20 protein-coding genes are annotated in these 23,649 nt (G+C 64.4%); 10 read left to right on the plus strand and 10 right to left on the minus strand.

The features are described 5' to 3' along the window. Positions 1–10 precede the first annotated feature (10 nt). Positions 11–886, plus strand: coding sequence for a formate/nitrite transporter family protein (locus K2O50_RS20365; RefSeq protein ID WP_050704245.1), 876 nt, complete (start codon positions 11–13; stop codon positions 884–886). A gap of 245 nt (positions 887–1,131) precedes the next feature. Further along, a complete protein-coding gene (locus K2O50_RS20370; protein ID WP_156329582.1) occupies positions 1,132–1,920 on the plus strand; it encodes a hypothetical protein in 789 nt (262 codons plus the stop codon). 81 nt (positions 1,921–2,001) lie between these two features. Here the strand turns inward: K2O50_RS20370 and K2O50_RS20375 are convergent, their stop codons facing one another. Beyond that, positions 2,002–3,096: an MBL fold metallo-hydrolase gene (locus K2O50_RS20375; protein WP_050704244.1), complete on the minus strand. Its 1,095-nt coding sequence runs from the start codon at positions 3,094–3,096 to the stop codon at positions 2,002–2,004. Positions 3,097–3,221: 125 nt separating this feature from the next. On the opposite strand from K2O50_RS20375, the gene K2O50_RS20380 reads away from it, so the two are divergent. Together K2O50_RS20380 and K2O50_RS20385 are read left to right on the plus strand one after the other, a co-directional pair. After that, a complete protein-coding gene (locus K2O50_RS20380) occupies positions 3,222–4,298 on the plus strand; it encodes a diguanylate cyclase (RefSeq protein WP_177330825.1) in 1,077 nt (358 codons plus the stop codon). Between the two features lie 51 nt (positions 4,299–4,349). Then, entirely contained in the window at positions 4,350–6,935 is a 2,586-nt protein-coding gene (locus tag K2O50_RS20385) for an EAL domain-containing protein (protein ID WP_050704243.1), read from the plus strand. Between the two features lie 20 nt (positions 6,936–6,955). Here the strand turns inward: K2O50_RS20385 and K2O50_RS20390 are convergent, their stop codons facing one another. Together K2O50_RS20390 and K2O50_RS20395 are read right to left on the minus strand one after the other, a co-directional pair. After that, positions 6,956–7,276, minus strand: coding sequence for a DUF2025 family protein (locus tag K2O50_RS20390; protein ID WP_050704242.1), 321 nt, complete (start codon positions 7,274–7,276; stop codon positions 6,956–6,958). A 125-nt stretch (positions 7,277–7,401) separates the two neighbouring features. Beyond that, complete coding sequence (locus tag K2O50_RS20395; RefSeq protein ID WP_050704241.1) at positions 7,402–8,322, minus strand: LysR family transcriptional regulator; 921 nt, start codon at positions 8,320–8,322, stop codon at positions 7,402–7,404. Between the two features lie 115 nt (positions 8,323–8,437). On the opposite strand from K2O50_RS20395, the gene K2O50_RS20400 reads away from it, so the two are divergent. Continuing rightward, positions 8,438–9,196, plus strand: a complete 759-nt coding sequence (locus K2O50_RS20400; RefSeq protein WP_050704240.1) for an SDR family NAD(P)-dependent oxidoreductase — start codon at positions 8,438–8,440, stop codon at positions 9,194–9,196. A gap of 170 nt (positions 9,197–9,366) precedes the next feature. Here K2O50_RS20400 and K2O50_RS20405 read toward each other — a convergent pair whose 3' ends face one another. After that, on the minus strand, positions 9,367–10,146 hold the full coding sequence (locus K2O50_RS20405) for a LysR family transcriptional regulator (RefSeq protein WP_050704239.1): 780 nt from the start codon (positions 10,144–10,146) through the stop codon (positions 9,367–9,369). Positions 10,147–10,247: 101 nt separating this feature from the next. On the opposite strand from K2O50_RS20405, the gene K2O50_RS20410 reads away from it, so the two are divergent. Continuing rightward, the gene (locus K2O50_RS20410) at positions 10,248–10,976 is read left to right on the plus strand and encodes an SDR family oxidoreductase (protein ID WP_050704246.1); all 729 of its coding nucleotides are present in this window, start codon (positions 10,248–10,250) and stop codon (positions 10,974–10,976) included. A gap of 114 nt (positions 10,977–11,090) precedes the next feature. Here the strand turns inward: K2O50_RS20410 and ccoM are convergent, their stop codons facing one another. From ccoM to K2O50_RS20425, 4 genes are all read right to left on the minus strand, one after another. Beyond that, positions 11,091–11,207 carry a cytochrome c oxidase subunit CcoM gene (ccoM, locus tag K2O50_RS26805; RefSeq protein ID WP_023629476.1) on the minus strand — a complete coding sequence of 39 codons (117 nt, stop codon included), beginning with the start codon at positions 11,205–11,207 and terminating at the stop codon, positions 11,091–11,093. A gap of 135 nt (positions 11,208–11,342) precedes the next feature. Then, a complete protein-coding gene (locus tag K2O50_RS20415) occupies positions 11,343–11,504 on the minus strand; it encodes a hypothetical protein (protein ID WP_177330824.1) in 162 nt (53 codons plus the stop codon). A gap of 59 nt (positions 11,505–11,563) precedes the next feature. Further along, entirely contained in the window at positions 11,564–11,890 is a 327-nt protein-coding gene (locus K2O50_RS20420) for a hypothetical protein (RefSeq protein WP_050704238.1), read from the minus strand. A 112-nt stretch (positions 11,891–12,002) separates the two neighbouring features. Beyond that, the gene (locus tag K2O50_RS20425; RefSeq protein ID WP_050704237.1) at positions 12,003–12,698 is read right to left on the minus strand and encodes a M949_RS01915 family surface polysaccharide biosynthesis protein; all 696 of its coding nucleotides are present in this window, start codon (positions 12,696–12,698) and stop codon (positions 12,003–12,005) included. Between the two features lie 127 nt (positions 12,699–12,825). Between K2O50_RS20425 and rapA the strand changes: the two genes are divergently transcribed. Beyond that, positions 12,826–15,672 carry an RNA polymerase-associated protein RapA gene (gene rapA, locus K2O50_RS20430; RefSeq protein ID WP_050704236.1) on the plus strand — a complete coding sequence of 949 codons (2,847 nt, stop codon included), beginning with the start codon at positions 12,826–12,828 and terminating at the stop codon, positions 15,670–15,672. A gap of 316 nt (positions 15,673–15,988) precedes the next feature. Further along, positions 15,989–18,253, plus strand: coding sequence for a bifunctional diguanylate cyclase/phosphodiesterase (locus tag K2O50_RS20435; RefSeq protein WP_050704235.1), 2,265 nt, complete (start codon positions 15,989–15,991; stop codon positions 18,251–18,253). Here K2O50_RS20435 and K2O50_RS20440 read toward each other — a convergent pair. After that, positions 18,153–19,040, minus strand: a complete 888-nt coding sequence (locus tag K2O50_RS20440; protein ID WP_050704234.1) for an NAD(P)-dependent oxidoreductase — start codon at positions 19,038–19,040, stop codon at positions 18,153–18,155. The genes K2O50_RS20435 and K2O50_RS20440 overlap by 101 nt on opposite strands. A 193-nt stretch (positions 19,041–19,233) precedes the next feature. Between K2O50_RS20440 and K2O50_RS20445 the strand changes: the two genes are divergently transcribed. Continuing rightward, positions 19,234–21,417, plus strand: a complete 2,184-nt coding sequence (locus K2O50_RS20445) for a hypothetical protein (RefSeq protein ID WP_050704233.1) — start codon at positions 19,234–19,236, stop codon at positions 21,415–21,417. Between the two features lie 245 nt (positions 21,418–21,662). Here the strand turns inward: K2O50_RS20445 and K2O50_RS20450 are convergent, their stop codons facing one another. Further along, positions 21,663–21,968, minus strand: a complete 306-nt coding sequence (locus K2O50_RS20450; RefSeq protein ID WP_050704232.1) for a DUF2288 domain-containing protein — start codon at positions 21,966–21,968, stop codon at positions 21,663–21,665. A 358-nt stretch (positions 21,969–22,326) separates the two neighbouring features. On the opposite strand from K2O50_RS20450, the gene K2O50_RS20455 reads away from it, so the two are divergent. Beyond that, on the plus strand, positions 22,327–23,442 hold the full coding sequence (locus tag K2O50_RS20455; protein ID WP_050704231.1) for a branched-chain amino acid ABC transporter substrate-binding protein: 1,116 nt from the start codon (positions 22,327–22,329) through the stop codon (positions 23,440–23,442). Positions 23,443–23,649 lie beyond the last annotated feature (207 nt).

The raw sequence follows: 23,649 nt of genomic DNA on the forward strand, positions 1-23,649 counted from the left end.
GCGGCTGGCCATGAGTGATGCACAGAGCGAGAAGACCCCGGGGCTGTCGCCGGACGAAGAGCAGGAAGTCAGCCACAACCAGCCGCCCCGGGCGGCGGTGCTGCACGAGATCATCCGCGCCCAGGGTGACCAGGAACTGGAGCGCACCCTTGCCGCCTTGTGGTGGTCGGCGCTGGCGGCGGGCCTGACCATGGGCCTGTCGTTGATGGCCATGGGGCTGTTCTATGCCCGCCTGCCCGAAGGCGATAGCGCCCAGGTGATCGCCAGCCTGGGCTACAGCGCAGGCTTCCTGGCAGTAATCCTCGCCCGCCAGCAACTGTTCACCGAAAACACCCTGACCGCCGTGCTGCCGCTGATGACCACCCCCACCCTCACCAACCTGGGCCGCCTGCTGCGCCTGTGGACCATCGTCCTGCTCGGCAACCTGGCCGGCACCTTGCTGGTGGCCTGGGTGATGCTCGAGCTGCCGATCTTCGACAGCAAGACCGATGTCGCCTTCCTGGATGTGGGCCGCAAGGTGATGGAGAACGGCATCGGCCAGATGTTCGCCAAGGGCATCGTCTCGGGCTGGATGATCGCCACCATGGTCTGGATGATCCCGTCCATGGAGCACGCCAAGATCTGGATCATCCTGATGATCACCTACCTCATGGCCCTGGGCGACTTCACTCATATAGTAGTGGGCTCGGTCGAGGTGTCTTATCTGGTCTGGGCTGGCGAGCAGAGCTGGAGCGCCTTCTGGCTCGACTTCGCCCTACCCACCCTGGCCGGCAACATCATTGGCGGCAGTTTCATCTTCGCCTTGATCAGCCATGCCCAGGTACGCAGCGACAGCGGCAAGTCGCCCTCGAAACTATTGAAGGACGATAAACAGGCCAAGGACTAGTGTCCTGTCTGGAAAAAACGTTCTTTTTTGGCGAGTGACTGGGTGTCCGTCCCAAGCGCCGCGACGAGTCATAACAGGGCTATGGCGAGGATTGGCAACGTAGTCAGGGCCCCCTAGACGCCATCAAAAGTGAAGAGCTTATTTTCGAGACAGGACACCAGGGAGCATCACCTATCATTTTTGCTAGTTCCTTGAAACTCGTACCCGGTGTAAAACACTTCACATGTTCCGTCCAGAAGAGTCGCGTGGAAGGCTCAACGGACAGTTCGCGCTCGCTCATCGTTTTTAACATTGACCATGAGGCACGAAAAATGACTACGACTCCGCAAACAAAAGAAGCTTTAAATCTGCATGTATACCCTTCTCACCAGAAAAAAATAGGCAAGAATCAAGTATCACTAAGCCCCAGCAGGTTAATTGTCTTCCCTCAACCGGGGATCGGGGGGAGGATTAAATTTGAGTGGCGTGGATACTTAACCAACACGCACTACAGAGAACAAATATTCGTCAAACCAATCGACCCCACTGCAAACCTGACTAGCCAAGAGATGTCAGCTAGCCACATCACGTCATACAAATTTATTAAGACTCGATTCTTTGTCCTGAATGAAAAAAATGATGAAGTGCTCTATGAGTCTAAACAGCAACACTTCGAGGTCATACTCGCTCATAACTCTAGCAGCTTCCTTGCCGGCCCTATCGTACCCGACGCCTCCGGAAGCACGCTCGATCCCGACAAGGGTGACATTAGGGGGGTACGTGTAGACGTCCCCTATAAAGGCATGACACTTGAAGACAACTGCCTGCTATTTGCAAGCATCTATCTAGGTGAAAATCGCATGGACAATTTCGTTCTAGGGACGCAAGCGGATCAGGATGCCGTCGACAACGGAGGCTTTTCATTCTGGCTGGACAGGACAAGGCTGAAGAAGCATCCAGACAAGAAGCTGGTACTTGAATATCAGGTAGCAACCGCCACTGATTCTAAGGCTTCATGCACGAGTGAATTCAAGCTTATTGTGCCACACTCATAAATACCGTCGAAACTGCGGGAAGACTTATGGCCTTGCTCTCAACGCAGCATGATCGTCGCGCAGACGCCTTTTATAACAAGACTAACGCGCGGCAACCGCCCGCTCGGACGCCCTGCCCCGCTGCGGCAATGGCCGCGGTCGCCACCAGTTCTGCCCCGGATGCGGTGAGTCGAGGCTGACCCGCTCGCCCATCTGCGGCGTGCTCAGCTCCACCTGGGCGGCACTGGCCAGTGCCAGGATACGTTCGAAGGGCTCCTGCCAGCTGTGAATCGACAGGTCGAAGGTGCCATTGTGGATCGGCAGCAGCCAACGGCCCTTCAGGTCCAGGTGCGCCTGCAGGGTCTGCTCCGGCTGCATGTGCACATTGGGCCAGGCAACGTTGTAGGCGCCGGTCTCCATCAAGGTCAGGTCGAAGGGCCCGTAGCGCTCGCCGATCTCGCGAAATCCGGCGAAGTAACCGGTATCGCCACTGAAGAACAGCCGCAGCCCTTCGTCGATCATCACCCAGGACGCCCACAGCCTGCGATTGCTGTCGAACAACCCACGCCCAGAGAAGTGCTGCGCCGGCGTGGCGGCGAAGCGCACGCCTTCGACCTCGGTCTCCTGCCACCAGTCCAGCTGCCGCACCTTGGCCGGCGGCACACCCCACTCGATGAGCAGGTCGCCTACCCCCAGCGGCGCAAGAAAGTGCTCGGTGCGCGGCGCCAACCGGCGAATTGCCTGCTCGTCGAGGTGGTCGTAATGGTCATGGGACAGGATCACCGCGGTCAGCGGCGGCAGGTCGTCGAGCGTCAGCGGTGGCGCATGGAAGCGCAGCGGCCCGGCCCACTGTACCGGTGAGGCGCGTTCGGCGAACACCGGGTCGGTAATAAAGAAGCGCCCGCGCAGCTTGAGCAGTACGGTGGAGTGGCCGAGGCGCCACAGGCTGTGATCCGGCGCGTCGGCCACCTGCTGGCGGGTCATCGGCTGCAGGCTCAGCGCCGCGTCTGGCCGGGTTTGCGGCGGCTTGCGCAGCAGCAGGTACTTGACGCCGATGCGCAGTTTCTTGAGCACGCCATCCCGGGGCAGCTCGACCTGGTTGTGAAAGCGTCCGTCCCGGTGCGGTGCCGGCTCGCCGGCGGGGGTAGCCATGGGGACCATGAGCAACAGCACTCCGCAAATGAAGAAGGCCTTCATATTACTCCACAGGGTCGGATCAACCGTGAAATGGCTTGTAAGGTCATTTTTCGCCGATGAACGATTGTTCAACAATATTCACACGACTTATGCGATAAACGGCGCCCCACAGAAGAACGACAACCATGATCGACAACCGCAGCGGCAAGGGGCTCTCTTTCGTCAAGCGCATCTACCTGCCGCGCATCATCGGCCTGGGGATCGGCCTGTTCAGCGTGATGGCGGCCATCGCCCCGCTGAACCCGCCGCAGTGGGCCTGGGCCCTGTTGCTATTCAATGGCCTGCTCTGGCCCCATGTGGCCTATCAATGGGCCCGGCGCTCTGCCACGCCCTACCAGGCCGAACAGCGCAACATCCTGCTGGATTCGCTGATGGGCGGGTTCTGGACCGCAGCGATGCATTTCAACCCGCTGCCCACGGTGACCATCCTGTCGATGATGACCATGAACAACGTCGCCGCCGGTGGCAAACGGGTACTGCTGCGCGGGCTGTTGGCCCAGTTGGGCGGCATGCTGCTGGCCAGCGCCCTGCTCGGCACCGGCCTGCAGCCCCAGGCCACGCAGTTGCAGGTGCTCGCCTGCCTGCCGATGCTCACTCTCTACCCCTTGGCCCTGGGCTGGGTGTGCTACCAACTGGCGATCAAGCTGGCCGAGCACAAGCGCCGGCTCAGCGCCCTGAGCCGCACCGACAGCCTCACCGGCCTGCTCAACCATGGCTCGTGGAAGGACCTGCTGCTGCTCAAGTTCCAGATCTGCCAGCAACAACAGCTGCCGGCGGTCATCGCCCTGATCGACATCGACCACTTCAAGACCATCAACGACACCTACGGCCATGTGGTCGGCGACTGCGTGCTGCGCCAGCTCAGCCAGGAACTGCGGCGCAGCCTGCGCGAGGACGACCTGGCCGGGCGCTACGGCGGCGACGAGTTCTGCGTGATCCTCCCCGGCGCGCAGGAGGCCCAGGCCTGCCAGGCCATGGAGCGCCTGCGCGAACGCGTCGGCGCCTACCGCAACCCGCAGCTGCCGGACCTGCGCATCAGCCTGAGCATCGGCCTGGCGGACTTTCGCACCACCCTCGCCTCGCCCGAGCATTGGCTGGAACAGGCCGACAAGGCCCTGTACGCCGCCAAGCACCAGGGGCGCGATCAGGTCAATTTCGCCCGCGGCGAGGCCGCCCTGCTCAAGCTGGCCTATCCTGACTGAACCTTCGCCCGGGCCCCGGGCGCAGACAGCAGTTGAAGGAGTCGCCCGTACATGGACAGGAACGTCGACCTTTCATCCTCCAGCCCCACCTCGCGCCTGCAGGTGCGCCGCCTGGTCGGCGGCTTCTGCGCGCTGTTCGGGCTCGCCTGCGTGTTCACCCTGGTGGCGCTGTTCAACATCGCCACCACGCTGGACCGCCAGGCGCAGGAGCAGAGTACCTTCCAGGCTACCCAGGCGCTGGAGCAGCGGCTGGTGGCCTCGCGCCAGTTCCTCTCCAGCTACGCCGTCTGGGACGTCGCCTACGAACATCTGGTCGGCAAGGTCGACTGGCAGTGGGCGTACGAAGAGAAGAACGTCGGCGAGTCGCTGTACAGCGCCAGCGGCTATGAAGGCGTGTTCGTGGTCGAGGATGGCCGCACTACCTACGCCCTGTTCAAGGGCAAACCCACCGACTCGCCGGCCAGTGCCCATATCGACAGCCCCCTGGCGCCGATCATCGACGCGGCGCGCAAGGCGGCCCCGGCCCGCGAGCAGGTGACCCACTTCGTGCGCTTCAACGGCTGGCCGGCGGTGCTCAGCGCGGCGGCGGTGCGCCCGGATAAAGAGGTGACCGAGGCGGATGTGCGCCAGGCGCCGGTGATGGTGTTCGTCGACCAACTGACCGAAGCCAAGCTCGCCGTGCTGGGCAAGGGCGCGGGCCTGACCGGCATGCGCCTGGAGAAGAACGGCGCCGCCCAGGCCGGACAACCGCATATCGCCTTGGGCGAAACCGGCTATCACCTGGCCTGGAACACGCCATTGCCGGGTCGCCAGCTGCTTCACGCCTTCCTGCCGCCGCTGCTGGCGGTGCTGCTGGTACTCGGCCTGGTGCTGCTCTACCTGTTCCGCCATGCCCTGCGCAGTTCCCGCGCCATCGATGACAGCCTGCTGCGCCTGCAGCAGAGCAACCGCGCCCTGGAGGCCAGCGAGCAGCGCTTTCGCGCAGTGGCCGAGGCCGCGTCGGACTGGATCTGGGAAACCGACCGCCAGCACCGCCTGACCTACCTGTCGCAGCGCTTCGTCAGCGTCACCGGCTACCGGCTCGAGGACTGGATAGGCCAGCCGCTCAACCAGCTGCTGGCCTGCGACACCACGCCCCTGCTGCCGTGGCTCGACAGCCAGGCCGACGAAAACCCGCAGCAACTGGCCAACCTGCGCTGCAACTACGATGACGCCAGCGGGCAGAACCGCTACTGCCGCGTTTCGGCGCGCTCGATCGTCTACGAGGGCAAGCTCGCCGGCTTTCGCGGCACCGCCAGCGACATCACCGACGAGGTCGCCGCCCACGCCCGCATCCAGCACCTGTCGATGCACGATGCCCTGACTGGCCTGGCCAACCGCAACAAGCTGTCGCGCCATCTCGAGCAGGCGCTGTTGCGCGGCAGCGATTCACCGCCGCTGACCTTGCTGCTGCTCGATCTGGACAGCTTCAAGCCGATCAATGACTCCCTCGGTCACCCGGCCGGCGACGCGGTGCTGCAGGAGGTGGCCGGCCGCCTGCGCGACACCACCCGCGACAACGACCTGGTGGCCCGCCTGGGCGGCGACGAGTTCGTCCTGGTGCTGCATGGCCTGGACAACCGCAGCGAAATCGACCGCTTCTGCGCCCGCCTGCTCGACCTGCTGCAGCAACCCATCGCCTACGAGGAACATCAGTTGCACATCGGCGCCAGCATCGGCATCGCCCAGACCCGGGTCCAGGGCTACGATGCCGGGGAGCTGATCCGCTGCGCCGACATTGCCCTGTACCAGGCCAAGGCCGACGGCAAGAACACCTGGCGTTACTTCTCGCCGGAGATGAACCAGCAGATCCAGTACCGCCGGCAACTGGAAAACGACCTGCGCCGGGCCATCAAGCAGCATGAGTTCGTGCTGCACTACCAGCCGCGCTACCGCCTGGACGACTTGAGCATCGTCTCGGTGGAGGCCTTGTTGCGCTGGCAGCATCCCGAAGAAGGCCTGCTCGGGCCGGACACCTTCATTCCCCTGGCCGAACAGAGCGACCTGATCGTGCCCCTCGGCCGCTGGGTGCTGGCCGAAGCCTGCCGCAATGCCCGCGACTGGCCCGACGAACTGCTGGTCTCGGTCAACCTGTCGCCGGCACAGTTTTCCCGCAGCGATGTGGTCGCCGATGTGCGCCAGGTGCTGCTGGACACCGGCTTCCCGGCCCAGCGCCTGGAACTGGAGATCACCGAGAACGTGATGCTCAACGACATCGAAGGCGCCCTGGGCACCATGCTCGCACTCAAGGAGCTGGGCGTGCGCCTGAACATGGACGATTTCGGCACCGGTTACTCGTCGCTGGGTTACCTGCGTACCTACCCCTTCGACAGCATCAAGATCGACAAGCGTTTCATTGCCGGGCTCAGCAGCCAGAGCGGCAACGACCGGGCAGTGGTCCAGGCCATCATCAACCTGGGCAAGGCCATGGGGCTGACGGTCACCGCCGAGGGGGTGGAGACCGAGCAGCAGTTGCAGGCGCTGGACAGGGAGCAATGCCATGAGGTCCAGGGCTACTACCTGAGCAAGCCGGTGGACCGGGCGGGGTTCGAGGCGCTGCTGGCGGGCCGGGAGGTGCGCCAGCAGGATGTGTCCTGAGCCCCTCGTGATGCATGCCTTCAGCGCAGGCTGCGCTCGGCCACGATCTCCGGCAGGTCGGTGCGCTTTAGGTAGATACGCAGCGGCTCGCCGATGTTCAGCCGGTCGTCCACGTGCTGCTCCAGCAACAAGGCCAGGCGCTCCCGGCACAATGCCATGCGCGTGTCGGCCTCGGGGCGCCAGACGAACTCGTTGCAGGGGATGATGCTGTCGTCGGCGACGTCCATGCCGAACGAATCTTCGGAAAACCGCACGATATGAATGCCGCGCTTGCCGTGGAAGCCGACAAAGCCCTTGAGCTGGTCGGCGGCGTTGCAGATGTCCTGGGAAGTGATGGCCATGGCGTAACCTCGCAAAATTCGGAAGTGACGCACGCAGGGAACGGTCACCTCTGGCGGGCGACGCGCAGGTGCCAGCCTAACGCAACTGCCGGAACCTTCGCCACGCTTTCTCGCCCCTTCCCGTTTCAGCCGGTTGGCGCCGCCACCGGGTCGACCTGCGACGCCAGCAGCGCCGCCAGCCAGTTCATGAACGCCTGGACCCGGCGCGGCACATGGCGCTGCCGCGCATACAGCAGCGACACCGGCATGGCCCGCGCCTGCCAGGGCTCGAGCAGCGATACCAGTTCACCATTGCGCAGGTGTTCATCGACACCCACCGCCGGCACCTGGATCAGCCCGAGCCCGGCCAGGCAGGCGGCGGAGTAGGCTTCGGCATTGTTCACCGTGACCACGCCGGCCATGGCCTGGAAGCGCAGCTCGCCCTCCTGCTCGTATTCGAACCCGGCGCTGCGGGCACCGAGGTTGCGCACGTAGTGGACCAACCGATGGCCGGCCAGATCCTGCAGGTTCCGTGGCACGCCGTGACGCTCGAGATAGGCGGGGCTGGCACAGTTGCGCATGCTCAGGCGCCCCACCGGGCGGGCGACCACGTCCAGGTCGCTGAGCGCGCCGATGCGCATCACGCAGTCGAAGCCTTCGCGCAGCAGGTCGACCTGGCGGTCGGTGCAGCTGAGTTCCACTTCCAGACGCGGGAAACGCTCGAGAAACCCTGGCAGCGCCGGCACGATCAGCCGCCGCGCCATCATGGTCGGCAGGTCGATGCGCAGGCGCCCGGCCAGCTCGGCATCGTCGGCGCTGAACAGGCTTTCGATCTCGTCCATGCCCGACAGCAGGTCCTTGCTGCGTTCGTAGAGCAAGGCGCCGTCCTGGGTGGTCTGCACCCGTCGCGTGGTGCGGTTGAACAGGCGCGTGCCGAGCAACCGCTCCAGCGCACGCACCTGCTCGGAGACGGTCGAGCGCGGCAGGCCCAGGCTTTCGCCGGCCAGGGTGAAACTGCTCAGTTCGCTGACCCTGACAAAGGTGCGCAACAGCTCCAGCTTGTTCATCACGGGCTCCGATTGTCCATTCAATACGAACAGTATTTCCGGAATCCGTGGATTTAACAGCCATCAACCGATCAATAACCTGTCATTCAACAACCACCCCACCGAGGTAACCGACATGACTCGCAAGATCGCACTGATCACCGGCGCCAGCCGCGGCCTGGGCAAGAACACCGCCGAACACCTGGCCGCTCGCGGCATCGACATCATCGGCACCTACCACAGCAAGGCCGACGAGGCCCACGCCGTGGCCACCTCGCTGGAGCAGGCCGGCGTGCGCGCCGCCATGCTGCAACTGGATGTCAGCGACAGCGCCAGCTTCGCCGCCTTCGCCGAGCGCCTGGGCGACACCCTCGAACAACAGTTCGGCCGTCGTCAGCTGGACTTCCTGGTGAACAACGCCGGCATCGGCCTGAACGTGCCCTTCAGCGAGACCAGCGAGGCGCAGTTCGACCAGTTGCTGAACATCCAGCTCAAGGGGCCGTTCTTCCTCACCCAGCACCTGCTGCCGCTGCTGGCCGACGGCGGGCGCATCGTCAACATCTCCACCGGCCTGACCCGCTTCGCCCTGCCCGGCTACGCCGCCTATGCGGCCATGAAAGGCGCCATGGAGGTGCTGACCCGCTACCAGGCCAAGGAGCTGGGCGCGCGCGGCATCCGCGTGAACATTCTCGCGCCGGGCGCCATCGAGACCGACTTCGGCGGTGGCGTGGTGCGCGACAACCAGCAGGTCAATGACTATATCGCCGGCAACACGGCGCTGGGACGCGTCGGCCTGCCCGACGATATCGGAGCGGCCATCGCCCTGTTGCTGGAGGATGGTAATGGCTGGATCACCGGGCAGCGGCTGGAGGTGTCTGGGGGGATGTTTCTCTAGGCACGCGTTGCCCAGTCGATGCGCAGTTCCTGTGTAGGAGCGGCCTTGTGCCGCGAAAGGGCTGCGCAGCAGCCCCGGCAATCTTTGCATCAACGCCGAAATCCCGGGGCTGCTCCGCAGCCCTTTCGCGGCACAAGGCCGCTCCTACACGGAGAAACGCCTACCACCCTTCAAGCGCGGCTCAGGGCCTGATGCAGCGCCGCCACGGCGGGCAGTGCCAAGGCCTCATGGGACATGCACAACCCGACCCGACGGCGCAGCGTCAGGCCACTGCCCGGCTGCCAGTAGACACCCGGGCAACGCTCGACCAGCGACTGCGGCAACCAGGCCGCGCCCTGCCCGGCGGCGACCATGGCCAGGACCCGTTGCAACGAACCGGCCTGGCCGACCTGCTCGCCCCCGTCATACAAGCCCATCAAGCGCTGGTGCGAGGGATGCTGCGGGCAGGTGATCCAGCGACCGTCCGGCTGGCTGCCGGTGGCCATCACCCGCACGAACGCTTCCTCCCACAGCGGCAGGAACAGTTCATCCTCGCAACGCTGGGCCTCGTCGGCCAGGCGAGCGTCGCCGTCGCAGCCTTCCAGCAGGGTCAACTGCAGACCCACCACCGCCTGGCTGGCCAGGCGCACGCAGGCCTCGACCTGGGCCGGCGCGATGTCGGCCTCGATGCCCAGCGCCAACGGCACCCGCTCCTGTCCCTGGCGAAACCGCAGGCGCAGGGCCTCGGCCTCGGCCACCATGCGGCAGGCCTGGGGATACAGCTCGCGTGCCTGTTCGCTGACTTCGACGCCGCGGGCCTGACGCAGGAACAGTTCGACGCCCAGGTCTTCCTCTAACTGGCGAATGGTCACCGACAAGGTCGGCTGGGCCACGCACAGCCGCTGGGCGGCGACAGTGATGTTGCGCGCTTCGAAGACCGCGATGAATGCCTTGAGATGACGGATATCCATAGATAGAACCGATGCCAGCCAACGAAAAAAGCCGTTTTTCATGGCCGCTAGCGCTATCTAGAATCTTGGCCATCGAAAGCGATTATGCCTGGGAGGCAACCATGAACAAACCCCTGATCATCGTCACTGGCGCCAGCTCCGGTATCGGCGCCGCCACCGCCCAGCGCTTCAGCGCTGCGGGGCATCCGCTGCTGCTGATCGCCCGACGCCTGGAACGCCTCGAGGCGCTGGCACTCCCCGATTGCCTGTGCCGCGCCGTGGATATCCGCGACCGGGCGGCGCTGGTGGCCGCCGTGGCCGAGGCCGAAGCGCTGTACGGCCCGGCCGATGCCCTGGTGAACAATGCAGGCGTGATGCTGCTGGGGCAGATGCACGAACAGGACCCGGAGCAGTGGGAGCGCATGTTCGACATCAACGTCAAGGGCCTGCTAAACGGCGTGCATGCGCTGCTCGGCGGGATGATCGAGCGGCGCCATGGCACGCTGATCAACGTCAGCTCCGTGGCCGGGCGCAAGACCTTCCCCAACCATGTGGCCTATGTGGGCAGCAAGTTCGCCGTGCACGGGCTGTCGGAGAACCTGCGCGAGGAGCTGGCGCCGCACAATGTGCGGGTGGTGACCATCGCGCCGGGCGCGGTGGAGACCGAGTTGCTCGGACACACCACCGACGAGGGCATCAAGCGCGACTACGAGGCGTGGAAGGCCAATGACATGGGCGGCGTGGTACTGAGCGCCGAGGATGTGGCCGGGGCGATCGTCTGGGCCTACCAGCAGCCGCAGCAGGTGTGCATTCGCGAGATCGTGCTGGCGGCGACCGCCCAGCAGCCCTGAGAGGGATGCGCCCCGCTCGTCGACAAGCCCCACCCCGCGATGAAAATCCAGGCAAAAAAAAATGGGCGACCGAAGTCGCCCTAAATGCCTTGCGTGCTCGTGAATCGGGAAGGATCAGCGCTGATTGCGCTTTTTCGAGTCCTTCCAGATGAAAATGCCCAGACCGGCGAAGAACGCCAACATCAACCCGACCGTTACCACACCGGCGATAACCACGTTGTCGAAGAACATGTCGGCCCCTCCCTTGATGTGCCGTCATCCGATGGGTGCAAGGTAACCAATGCCGGGAGGGGGAAAATTGACCGGAGTCAATGGCGCCCGGGGCCGGGCGCGCGAGGCGGGTGCAGGGTTGACCTGCATCAAGTTTCAGCGCTTCTTGGGTTTGCCCTTGGGCTTTTTCTTCTTGGCCTGGGTCAGCGGCATGGCCTGCTCGAAGGCCTGGCGCATGTCGTTCAGGCGCTTGTCGTTGAGGTCATGGATGCGTTTGGCGCGTTCGGCGCCGAAGTCGATCAGGTTGTCTTGGCTCATGGCGGGCTCGACGGACAGCAGAGGCCTTCATGATGAAGGCAAGCGACGGTGCTGACTAGTCAGACTTCGATATCCACCAACAGCCCCTGGCGCGTGCGCTCGCCCATAGGCGCTACCGGCACGGTGTTGTCGGCGTTGAGCTCCTCGCCGGGCACGGCTTCATAGCGCTCCCCTTCGGTCTGCTTGCGCCGTTGCTGCTGGCGGCGCTGCTCCTCGCGCAGCAGCAGGGTCTGCTCCTCGGGGTCGCGGTGGTGCTTGAGATCGATGGTGCCGTCGCTGGAGGTCGGCTGCGCGGGTACTACCGGCGGGATGGTCGGCGGCGGCTTGACCGGATCCTGTTGCGAGGTCACGGGGGCGGCACTGAGCGGGATGATCGGCGGCAGCATGGTGGGTCTCCTGTAGCCTTGTTATCGGCTGGTGGTGCGCCGCCTTGAATGCCCGCGGTCGAAGGTGTGCGGCGTGTCACAGCGCCGCACCGGGCTGAAGTATAGCGCGGGCTTACTCGGCCTCGTCGTCCGGGTCGTCGTCGGGCGCGGCGCTCGACTCGCTCCAGGGCCGCTTGTAGACCTGCTGCCAGACCGCGTCCATGTGCTCGCGCACGTCCTGCGGGGCGCTCTTGAGCGAGGCGCTGTCCTCGCGCTCGCCGCCGAACGCGTCTTCACCGGGCGGGCTGATCAGTGACTGACCGGTGATGGTGTAGATCGCCTGCCCCTCGCGCATCTCGATGGCAATGTCGTGGGGATCGATGCCGCCGCCGCAGAAGGCGTGGCTGGCCACGGTCACTTCGGCGACACCGTCCTTGTTCAGGTCACCGACATCGCTGACATCGGTATAGAAGTCGACGTCCAGGTCCAGCCCGGCGCAGGTGGTCTCCTGCTCGATCTGCCAGCGCGCCTTGAAAGCATCACCGCCGGCGGCGCGGCCATACAAGGTGGCCTTGAGCACCACCTTGTCGACTTCCTCTTCGGTGTCGGGGTCGGTGGCCTGACCGTCGACCCGGCTAAGCACCAGCAGGCCTTCACCCTCGAGGTCATGGAAGTGCACGCTCTTGATCGGCGTCTGCACACCGAGCACCTCCAATTGCTCGACCGGAATCGGCGGCAGGACTTCGAAGCTCTTCTGTTCACAGGCAGCCAACAGCGCGAGGCTGCCCAGGCCCAGGGTGACGTTCAACCAGCGGTGCTTGGCAACCATGTTGGCGCGTGGCCCTCGTGACGGGACGGTGTTCGTCGATGAAAGCGCTAGACTCTTCACATTCATTGGTCTGGCGAAGCCGATCCGTTAACATAGTCGGCTTTTTCATCGCGGGAGTTTTGGCAGTATGGCGCAGCAGTATCAACCGGGGCAACGCTGGATCAGCGACAGCGAAGCCGAGCTCGGTCTTGGGACCATCCTGGCGCAGGATGGCCGCCTGTTGACCGTGCTCTACCCGGCCACGGGCGACACCCGCCAGTACTCGCTACGCAATGCGCCGCTGACCCGCGTGCGCTTCTCTCCCGGCGACCTGATCACCCACTTCGAAGGCTGGAAGCTGACCGTGCAGGAGGTCGAGGACATCGACGGCCTGATGGTCTACCACGGCATCGACGGCCAGAACCAGCCGCGAACCCTGCCCGAGACGCAGTTGTCGAACTTCATCCAGTTCCGCCTGGCCAGCGACCGCCTGTTCGCCGGGCAGATCGACCCGCTGTCGTGGTTCTCGCTGCGTTACAACACCCTGCAGCACACCAGCAAGCAGATGCTCTCCTCCTTGTGGGGCCTGGGCGGCGTGCGCGCACAGCCTATCGCCCACCAGCTGCACATCGCCCGTGAAGTGGCCGACCGCATCGCCCCACGGGTCCTGCTGGCCGACGAAGTGGGTCTGGGCAAGACCATCGAGGCGGGCCTGGTGATCCACCGCCAGCTGCTGTCCGGGCGCGCCAACCGCGTGCTGATCCTGGTGCCCGAGAACCTCCAGCACCAGTGGCTGGTGGAAATGCGCCGGCGCTTCAACCTGCAGGTGGCGCTGTTCGACGCCGAGCGCTTCATCGAGAGCGACGCCAGCAACCCGTTCGAGGATGCCCAGCTGGCGCTGGTCGCCCTGGAATGGCTGGTCGAGGACGAGAAGGCCCAGGACGCGCTGTTCGCCGCCGGCTGGGACCTGATGGTGGTCGACGAGGCCCATCACCTGGTCTGGCACGAGGACCAGGCCAGCGCCGAGTATGCGCTGGTCGAGCAACTGGCCCAGGTCATCCCGGGCGTGCTGCTGCTCACCGCCACCCCGGAACAGCTTGGCCAGGACAGCCACTTCGCCCGCCTGCGCCTGCTCGACCCCAACCGGTTCCACGACCTGGCCGCGTTCCGTGCCGAGAGCGAAAACTATCGCCCGGTCGCTGAAGCGGTGCAGGAACTGCTCGACGAAGGCCGTCTGTCGGCCAAGGCCCACGCGACTATCCAAGGCTTCCTCGGTGCCGAAGGCGAAGCCCTGCTGGCCGCGGTCAGCGATGGCGACAGCCAGGCCAGCGCCCGCCTGATCCGCGAGCTGCTCGACCGCCATGGCACCGGCCGCGTGCTGTTCCGTAACACCCGCGCGGCGATCCAGGGCTTCCCCGAGCGCCAGCTGCACCCCTACCCGCTGGCCAACCCCGACGCCTACGCCGAGCTGCCCTCGGGCGAGCGCGCCGAGTTGTACCCGGAAGTGGCCTTCCAGGCCCAGGGCGAGACCGGCGACGACGAGCGCTGGTGGCGTTTCGACCCACGGGTCGACTGGCTGATCGACACCCTGAAGATGCTCAAGCGCACCAAGGTCCTGGTGATCTGCGCCCACGCCGAGACCGCCATGGACCTGGAGGACGCCCTGCGCGTGCGCTCCGGCATCCCGGCCACGGTGTTCCATGAAGGCATGAGCATCCTCGAACGCGACCGCGCCGCCGCCTACTTCGCCGACGAGGAATTCGGCGCCCAGGTGCTGATCTGCTCCGAGATCGGCAGTGAGGGCCGCAACTTCCAGTTCGCCCATCACCTGGTGATGTTCGACCTGCCGGCCCACCCCGACCTGCTCGAGCAGCGCATCGGCCGCCTCGACCGGATCGGCCAGAAGCACACGATCCAGCTGCACATCCCGTACCTGCAGGACAGCCCGCAGGAGCGCCTGTTCCAGTGGTACCACGAAGGCCTCAACGCCTTCCTCAACACCTGCCCGACCGGCAACGCCCTGCAGCACCAGTTCGGCCCGCGCCTGCTGCCGCTGCTGGCCGACAGTGACGAGAAGAGCTGGAACAAGCTGGTGGCCGAGGCCCGCGCCGAGCGCGAGCGCCTGGAAGCCGAGCTGCACACCGGCCGCGACCGGCTGCTGGAGCTCAACTCCGGCGGTGCCGGCGAAGGCCAGGCGCTGGTCGAGGCCATTCTCGAACAGGACGACCAGTTTGCCCTGCCGATCTACATGGAAACCCTGTTCGACGCCTTCGGCATCGACAGCGAGGACCATTCGGAAAATGCCCTGATCCTCAAGCCGAGCGAGAAGATGCTCGACGCCAGCTTCCCGCTGGGCGACGACGAAGGCGTGACCATCACCTACGACCGTGGCCAGGCGCTGTCGCGCGAGGACATGCAGTTCCTCACCTGGGAGCACCCGATGGTCCAGGGCGGCATGGACCTGGTGCTGTCCGGCTCGATGGGCAACACAGCGGTGGCGCTGATCAAGAACAAGGCGCTCAAGCCCGGCACCGTGCTGCTCGAGCTGCTCTACGTCAGCGAGGTGGTCGCCCCGCGCAGCCTGCAGTTGGGCCGCTACCTGCCGCCGGCCGCGCTGCGCTGCCTGCTCGACACCAATGGCAACGACCTGGGCCCGCGGGTGGCGTTCGAAACCCTCAACGACCAGCTCGAAAGCGTGCCCAAGGCCAGCGCCAACAAGTTCGTCCAGGCCCAGCGCGACGTGCTGGCCAAGCGCATCGCCGCCGGCGAGGCCAAGGTCCTGCCGACCCACGACGAACGCGTGGCCCAGGCCCGGCAGCGGCTCACCGCCGAGGCCGACGAGGAACTGGCGCGCCTGACCGCGCTGAAGGCCGTGAACCCGAGCGTGCGTGACAGCGAGATCGATGCCCTGCGCAAGCAGCGTGAAGAAGGGCTGGCGGCGCTGGACAAAGCGGCGCTGCGCCTTGAGGCGATCCGGGTGCTTGTCGCGGGTTGATCAGGACTCACGCTTCCTCTGTAGGAGCGGCCTTGTGCCGCGAAAGGGCTGCAAAGCAGCCCCAGGATTTCAGCGTTCATGCAAAGATCGCCGGGGCCGCTGCGCGGCCCTTTCGCGGCACAAGGCCGCTCCTACAGGGTTTGTGCGGTTCAGCGATATCCATTTAGACCATCCAGCTATTGCCCTCATATCCAAATGGTAGAAATCAAAGTGCCATTAATCAGGAAGGCTTAAGCACCCGTTTCTATACTCCTGCAGGAACAGTCTCCATCCGTGCTTTTTGGGGACGAGTGAAGACTCGATGAAGAGGCCTGCAATGGAGTGGCTGGGACTGCAATTGTTCGCCGAGCTGCCGGCGACCGGACAGATCATCCTCGACTGCCGACACAACCCCTTCCTGGTGCTGCTCGCCTTCATCGTGGCCAGCGCCGCCTGTTTCGCCACCCTGGACATGAGCGAACGCCAGAGCCACTGCGAAGACCGCTTCGCCCGTCGGCAATGGCGAGTGCTCGGCGCCTGCTGCCTGGCTGGCGGGATCTGGGCCATGCACTTCATCAGCATGCTGGCGTTCCAGGCACCGCTGGAGATCCACTTCGACGCGCCGCTGACCGGTTTGTCGCTGCTGGTGGCCCTGCTCGCCGCCTGGCTGGCGATGAACAGCCTCAACCGCAGTGAAATGCGCCTGCGTCACTACCTGCAGACCGCACTGTTCATCGGCCTGGGCATCAGTGTCATGCACTACACCGGCATGGCCGCCCTGCAGACCAGCGCCCAGCAGTACTACCAGACCGGCCTGCTGTTCGCCTCCGTCGCCATTGCCGTGCTCGCCAGCCTGGTCGCGCTGCTGATGGCCCGTTACTTCAACAAGGGCAGCGGCACCCTGCACCTGCTGCTCAAGTACGGCGCCAGCCTGCTGATGGCCAGCGGCATCGTGCTGACCCACTTCACCGGCATGGCCGCCATGACCCTGGTGATTCCCGGCGAAACCGCCCTGCGCCTGCCCTCGGCCGACAACAGCCTGCAACTGGCGCTGACCATCGCCGTCATCACCCTGCTGATCAGCGGCGGCAGCATCAGCGCGGCGCTGGCCGACAAGAAGCTGCAGAGCAAGGAGCACGACCTGCGCCGGGTCAATGTGCTGCTCAGCCAGCTCGACCAGGCCCGGGCCTCGCTGCAGCAGGCCGCCCACTACGATGCCCTGACCAATCTGGTCAACCGCCGCGGCTTCAACCAGGTGTTCGCCGAGCGCCTGGCCGAACAGGCCGCCCATGAGGGCATGCTGGCAGTGATGTTCCTCGACATCGACCATTTCAAACGCATCAACGACAGCCTCGGGCATGCTGCCGGCGACGAGCTGCTCAAGGTCATCGCCGGCCATATCAAGGCCGCCACCCGCGGCCAGGACCTGGTGGCGCGCTTCGGTGGCGACGAGTTCTGCATCGTCACCAGCCTCAACAGCCGCGACGAGGCCCGCCACCTGGCCCAGCGCATCATGCAGCGGATGAAGGAGCCGATCGACCTGGCGGGCCGGCGCATGGTGATGACCACCAGCATCGGCATCAGCATCTTCCCCGACGACGGCCAGAGCACCGAGGAACTGCTGAAGAACGCCGACCTGGCGCTGTACCAGTCCAAGGGTTGCGGGCGCAATAGCCTGAACTTCTTCAACAATGGCCTGAAGACCCGCGCCACCCTGGAGCTGCAACTGGAGGAGGAACTACGTGTGGCGCTGTTCGAGGAACGCGGCCTGTGCGTGCACTACCAGCCGATCTTCGACCTGCGCAGCGGCCAGGTGGCCAAGCTCGAGGCCTTGGTGCGCTGGCAGCACCCGCAACACGGCCTGCTCAGCCCTGACCGCTTCATTTGCATCGCCGAGGCCAACGGCCTGATCGCCGAACTGGACCTGTGGGTACTGCGCCGTGCCTGCGAGGACCTGGCCCAGCTCAATCGCCATGGCTATGGCGAACTGAAGGTCACGGTGAACTGCTCGGCGCTCACCCTCGGCCGCGAAGAGCTGGCCACCGAGGTGGAGATGGCGCTGTTCCAGGCCGGCCTGGCGCCGCGCCAGTTGGAACTGGAGGTCACCGAAAACGCGCTGATGGGCGACATTCATCACACCATCAGCCTGCTCAAGCGCATCCGCGCCCAGGGCGTGGCGCTGTCGATCGACGATTTCGGCACCGGCTATTCGTCATTGGCCTACCTCAAACGGCTGCCGCTGGACGTGCTGAAGATCGACCGCTCGTTCATCCAGGACGTGCCGGGCAGCCAGAAGGACCGGGAGATCGTCCAGGCGATCATCATCATGGCCCACACCCTGCACCTGAAGGTGGTCACCGAGGGCGTCGAGACCGTCGAGCAGCACGAGTTCCTCGCCAGCCACGGCTGCGACTACCTGCAGGGCTACCTGCTCAGCCGGCCGGTGCCGCTGTCCGAGCTGCGGCCGATCCTCGAACGGCTCGACCGCCAGCCGGGCGAACTCAGTCCTTGTTGCGATACAGCGCTACCAGGGTCGCCGGATCTTTTTGCAGATAACCCTGGCTACCGTGCAGGCGCATCAACTGCGCGGCGAGGCCACTGAGCGGCGTCGCCGAGCCCTGCTCGCGGGAGAATTTCACCGCGGTGTCGAGGTCCTTGAGCAAGGTGCGCACGTGCCACTTGACCGGCTCGAAGCGGCTCTCGGCCATTTGCGGGGCAAGGATCTGCAGCGGCCTGGAGTCGGCAAACCCACCCGCCAGCGCCTCGGCGATCAGCCGCGCATCGACCCCTGACTGCTCGGCCAGCGCCACTACCTCGGCGATTACCAATGCATTGCAGGCCACGATCATCTGGTTGCACGCCTTGGTCACCTGGCCGGCGCCCACCGCGCCCATGTGCGTGACCCGCTGGCCCAGGGTCAGCAGCACCGGCCGCGCCCGCTCGAGATCATCCGCCTCGCCACCGACCATGATCGCCAGGGTGCCGGCCTCGGCCCCCGGCGTGCCACCGGACACCGGCGCATCGAGCCAGGCCATGCCGCACAGGGCGGCCAGCTCGGCGGCCATCTCCCGGGTGGCGGTCGGCTCAAGGCTGGAGAAGTCCACCAGCAACTGACCGCTGCGCCCGCCCTGGGCGACGCCCTGCTCGCCGAACACCACCTCGCGCACCACCGCCGTGTCGGCCAGGCAAAGCAGCACCATGTCCGTCGCCTGGCACAGCTCGGCGGGGCTGGCGGCCAGTCGCGCACCAGCGGCGACCAGCTCGGCGCACTTGTCCGGGCTGCGGTTCCACACAGTCAGCGGATACCCGGCGGCCAGCAGCCGACGGCACATCGGCAGGCCCATCAGGCCGATTCCGGCAAACCCCAGCGAAGGCAATGCAGTACTCATGAGCGACTCCAGATTAAAGAAGCGTGACAAACGGACGATGCAATGCGGGTGCGAAGGGAAAAACCTTAGTCCGACTAAGGAAACCCCCTATCGCATAAGAAAAAGACGCACTGATAAAGTCGCGAAATTTCTCCGTGATGGCTAGATGACATGCATCACCGGGAAGCCAACCACACCAGGCAAATGGCGCACTATGACCTCTACGAACACTTCTGCCAATGCGGCTCCCGAGCCGACCCTCAGCCCCACCTCGCTGACCGCTGGCAGTGCTCGAGACCTACCCGCCGCCCGCAGCATGCCGGCGCAGCAGTACCTGTACTTCACCGAGCAGGACATCCAGCGCATCCTCGACAACCTCGACGGCCTGCGCGACCTGGTGTTCCCGCCGAACCTGCACGTCGAGGACGAGGACCAGCTGCGCCTGGAGCAGCAGTTCCCGTCGGTGTGCCTGATCGGCCTGGGCCGCTGCGGCTCGAACATCGCCCTGGACGTGGCGGAGCTGGTGTACAACGCCCGCACCTTCTTCCTCAACGAGTACAACAACGAGGACCGCTTCAAGGGCGAGGCCGGCTACAGCCCGGCGCGCTGGATCCGCCAGAACCTGCGCCTGGTGCAGAACAAGGCCGCCAAGCCGGTGTTCCTGGTCGAGCCGCTGGTGATGCTGGGTGACCTGGACAAGGACATCGCCGGGCGCATCCGTTTCTCGCGCAAGGGCGAGCGCGGCGGCTTCCTGCGCGACTACAGCAAGATGAAGATCATGGACCTGTCCGAGGTGCATGCCGGGGGCGCCGGTAACGCGCCGATCCTTGGCCAGTACCTGGCCAAGATCATCCTCAACAAGGACACCCAGCGCTTCTCCAGCGCCGACTGGAAGCTGATCCACTCGTACCTGATCGACTCCTGCGGCATCAAGGCCAACCAGTCGCGCCTGTACTTCTACATCTTCAGCGCCGGTGGCGGCACCGGCTCGGGGATGGCCTCGGAGTTCGGCCTGGCCCAGCAGTATTCGTACATGAACAAGACCTTCGACACCAAGCCGGCCGACGAGAACGACGGCAAGAGCGGGCACTCGTTCGTCTTCGAACCGATCTTCACCAGCGGCATCTGCGTGCTGCCCAACGCCTCCGACCACCGCAGCGAGATGTCCGAGGCGCTGCACATCAACGCCGGCCGCCTGCTGTGCAAATACCTGTCGGAGGAATGGGACTTCTCGTACAACTTCGACAACGAAGACAGCAGCGAAGCCAGCGTCATGGGCCGCATCCGCCCGTGGAACGCGATGATGCTGATTTCCAACGACATCATGCGCTACGCCGAAGAAAGCGATGACGGCACGATCCAGAACATCGACGTCAACGCCATGGAGAAGCACGCCAACCAGTACATCTCCCAGCAGATCTTCAACATCCTCACCGCCCAGGCGGTGACCACCGACTACGACCAGAACTACTTCCGTCGCGCCGGCATCGACATCGGCGAGACCATCCGCCTGGACGCCAACGACCTGTTCATGAGCCTGGCCGGCCCCGTGGCCATTGCCTACGCCGAATCGGTGGTGCCGGAAGTGCCGCCGGCGGGGTCGGACAAGTTCAAGGTGTTCGAGCGCGAGCAGCCGCGCCTGGACATCGACGACCTGTTCTTCCGCTCCATCGACCTGCCGCACTTCAACAAGCAGACCCAGGCCATCGAGGGCATCAGCCTGCTGCCGATCGAGTCGCGCCGCTACCGCGCCGCGCTGGAGCAGTACCAGGCCTCGGGCTACGACGCCGCGGCCTTGCACGACCTGCACTTCTTCAAGAACTGCTCGTCGGTGGTGTCGATCGTATCCTTGCCCAAGGACTACAAGCTGTCGTACATGGACCTGAACCGGCTCAAGACCCACCTCAACAGCCTGTTCCCCAACACCACGCTCAAGCGCTACGCGCTGGTGATCGGCGCCTCGGCCAACCTCTCGCTGACCACCCTGATCGCCAAGAGCCCGTGCCTGTCGGACGACTTCCTGACGCTGATCGTGGCGTTCATCAAGCGTTGCTTCGCGCGCAACCCGTACCGCTTCGACGACACCATGGACAACGCGATCCTGGAGTTCATCACCAGCGAGCACTTCGATGAAGACAGCATCGACGACCTGCTCAACGAGTTCGAGAACCCGGCGAAGATCCTCGACACCAACTGGTACGCGATCAAGCCGATGTACGAGAAGAAATACCGCGAGCTGATCAACGACAAGAGCAGGTTCGTCTCGATCAACGATATCCGCCTGTCGCGCGAGTGCGTGAAGAAGGCGGTGAAGTACCTGCGCGAGATCTTCCGCCATCGCATCGGCAAGACCCGGGTGATTTCGCTGAACAGCCATACCGGGCGCGTGGATTACTGATAGAGCAGGGGCCACTTAGTGGCCCTTTCGCGGCACAAGGCCGCTCCTACAGGAAATCGCGCCCTCCTGTAGGAGCGGCCTTGTGCCGCGAATGGGCTGCGCAGCAGCCCCAGTTACGCATGCCGTAAACTGTTACCGGCCCGCCAAATCACCCCGCCACTGTTACCAACTTCCACCTTACGTGAGCGTCAACGCGCACCAGCGTGGGGCATCTGCGCGTTTTTGCGCACTAAAAAAGCGCGTGCTTATTCCGCTTTCTTCGCCTGGATCACGATGAACGGCGAAACCACCACCGCCCAGATCTCTGGATCGCGGGTTTGCAGGTCGAGCGCCTGCTCGGCGGAAACCGGCCCGACAGTGCCATCACTACGCCACTTGGCAAAGATCTCGCTGCGATTCTCGGCCATCGCCTCGGCAACGGTGATGAGGTCGAGGCTGGGGTCGACCCAAATCAGGTCACCCTTGGCCCAGAAACGCTCCAGGGCTTTCCACTCGATGACGGCGGTCTCGCCGAGCAATTTGGCATAGAGGGTGCTTACTTGATCAGTCATGGGTTTACCTGCGCAAAGATCGTCCAACAAAAAGGCCGGCATTTTTGCAGAAAAACCTGGTTTCAAATACGTAATTTGGTCGATCAGGCCCGAACTTGTGGGGGCGAGCCGCAGATACAGGCAAAGTGATGGCGCTTTTCTGTATCTTTATGTCGACCAGGCGACACCCCTCGAAACAGACGCTTTTCGCCCGCTTTTCAAGCGCTCGGACGGCGCTCTACACTGTACCGGTACAGTTCCGGGACATGTTCCGGGGGAAGGTGGGCTCACGGCATGGCGTAGCCAGGCCGTAGATCCCGCCCGGTCTGTAGCCCTGGCCTCAGGACTATAAGAATTACAACAGAATGAGTGGAGCACTATGATCAAGATTTCCAAGCTGTTTGCCGCGATGGTTCTGGCCGGAGTCGCCAGCCATTCGTTTGCCGCCGACACCATCAAGATCGGCATCGCCGGTCCCAAGACCGGGCCGGTGACCCAGTACGGCGACATGCAGTTCGTCGGCGCCAAACAGGCCATCAAGGACATCAACGCCAAGGGCGGCGTCGATGGCAAGATGCTCGAAGCCAAGGAATACGACGACGCGTGCGACCCTAAACAGGCCGTGGCCGTCGCCAACAAAGTGGTCAACGATGGCGTCAAGTACGTGATCGGCCACCTGTGCTCCAGCTCCACCCAGCCTGCGTCCGACATCTACGAAGACGAAGGCGTGATCATGATCACCCCCGCCGCCACCTCCCCGGACATCACCAGCCGTGGCTACAAGATGGTCTTCCGCACCATCGGCCTGGACAGCGCCCAGGGCCCGGCCGCCGGCAACTACATCGCCGACCACGTCAAGCCGAAGGTCGTCGCGGTCCTGCACGACAAGCAGCAGTACGGCGAAGGCATCGCCACCGCGGTCAAGACCACTCTCGAGAAGAAAGGCACCAAGGTCGCCGTCTTCGAAGGCCTGAACGCCGGTGACAAGGACTTCTCCTCGATCATCCAGAAGCTCAAGCAGAACAACGTCGACTTCGTCTACTACGGCGGCTACCACCCGGAGCTGGGCCTGATCCTGCGCCAGGCGCAAGAGAAGGGGCTGAAAGCCAAGTTCATGGGGCCGGAAGGCGTGGGTAACGACTCCATCTCGCAGATCGCCCAGGGCGCCTCCGAAGGCCTGCTGGTCACCCTGCCGAAGTCGTTCGACGCCGACCCTGCGAACAAGGCCATCGTCGACGCCATCAAGGCCGACGGCAAGGACCCGAGCGGTCCGTTCGTGTTCCCGGCCTATTCGGCTGTCCAGCTGATCGCCGAAGGCATCAAGGCTGCCAAGTCCGAAGACACCGACAAGGTGGCTGCCGCCATCCACGCCGGTACCTTCAAGACCCCGACCGGCGACCTGTCCTACGACGATAAAGGCGACCTGAAAGACTTCAAGTTCGTGGTCTACGAATGGCACTTCGGCAAGCCGAAGACCGAAGTCTCCCCTCAGTAACTGCGTGACTAATAGCTGACCGAGAAGCCCACTGTGCGAGCAGTGGGCTTTGTTTTACGAGGTTCTATGGACCTGATTCCCGTGATCCGGGAGCCGGTTCACCTGAAAATCTTAAAACCGTCACCCGCGGTTTCCTGGTTGTGCCCGCACAAGATCACGTGGCGTAGACCACGAGAACATGGGCCGGGGTCATCCCCCGCCAGAGAA

Origin of the sequence: Pseudomonas sp. 2hn, assembly GCF_019646095.1 — a bacterium.
GTDB lineage: Bacteria > Pseudomonadota > Gammaproteobacteria > Pseudomonadales > Pseudomonadaceae > Aquipseudomonas > Aquipseudomonas peradeniyensis.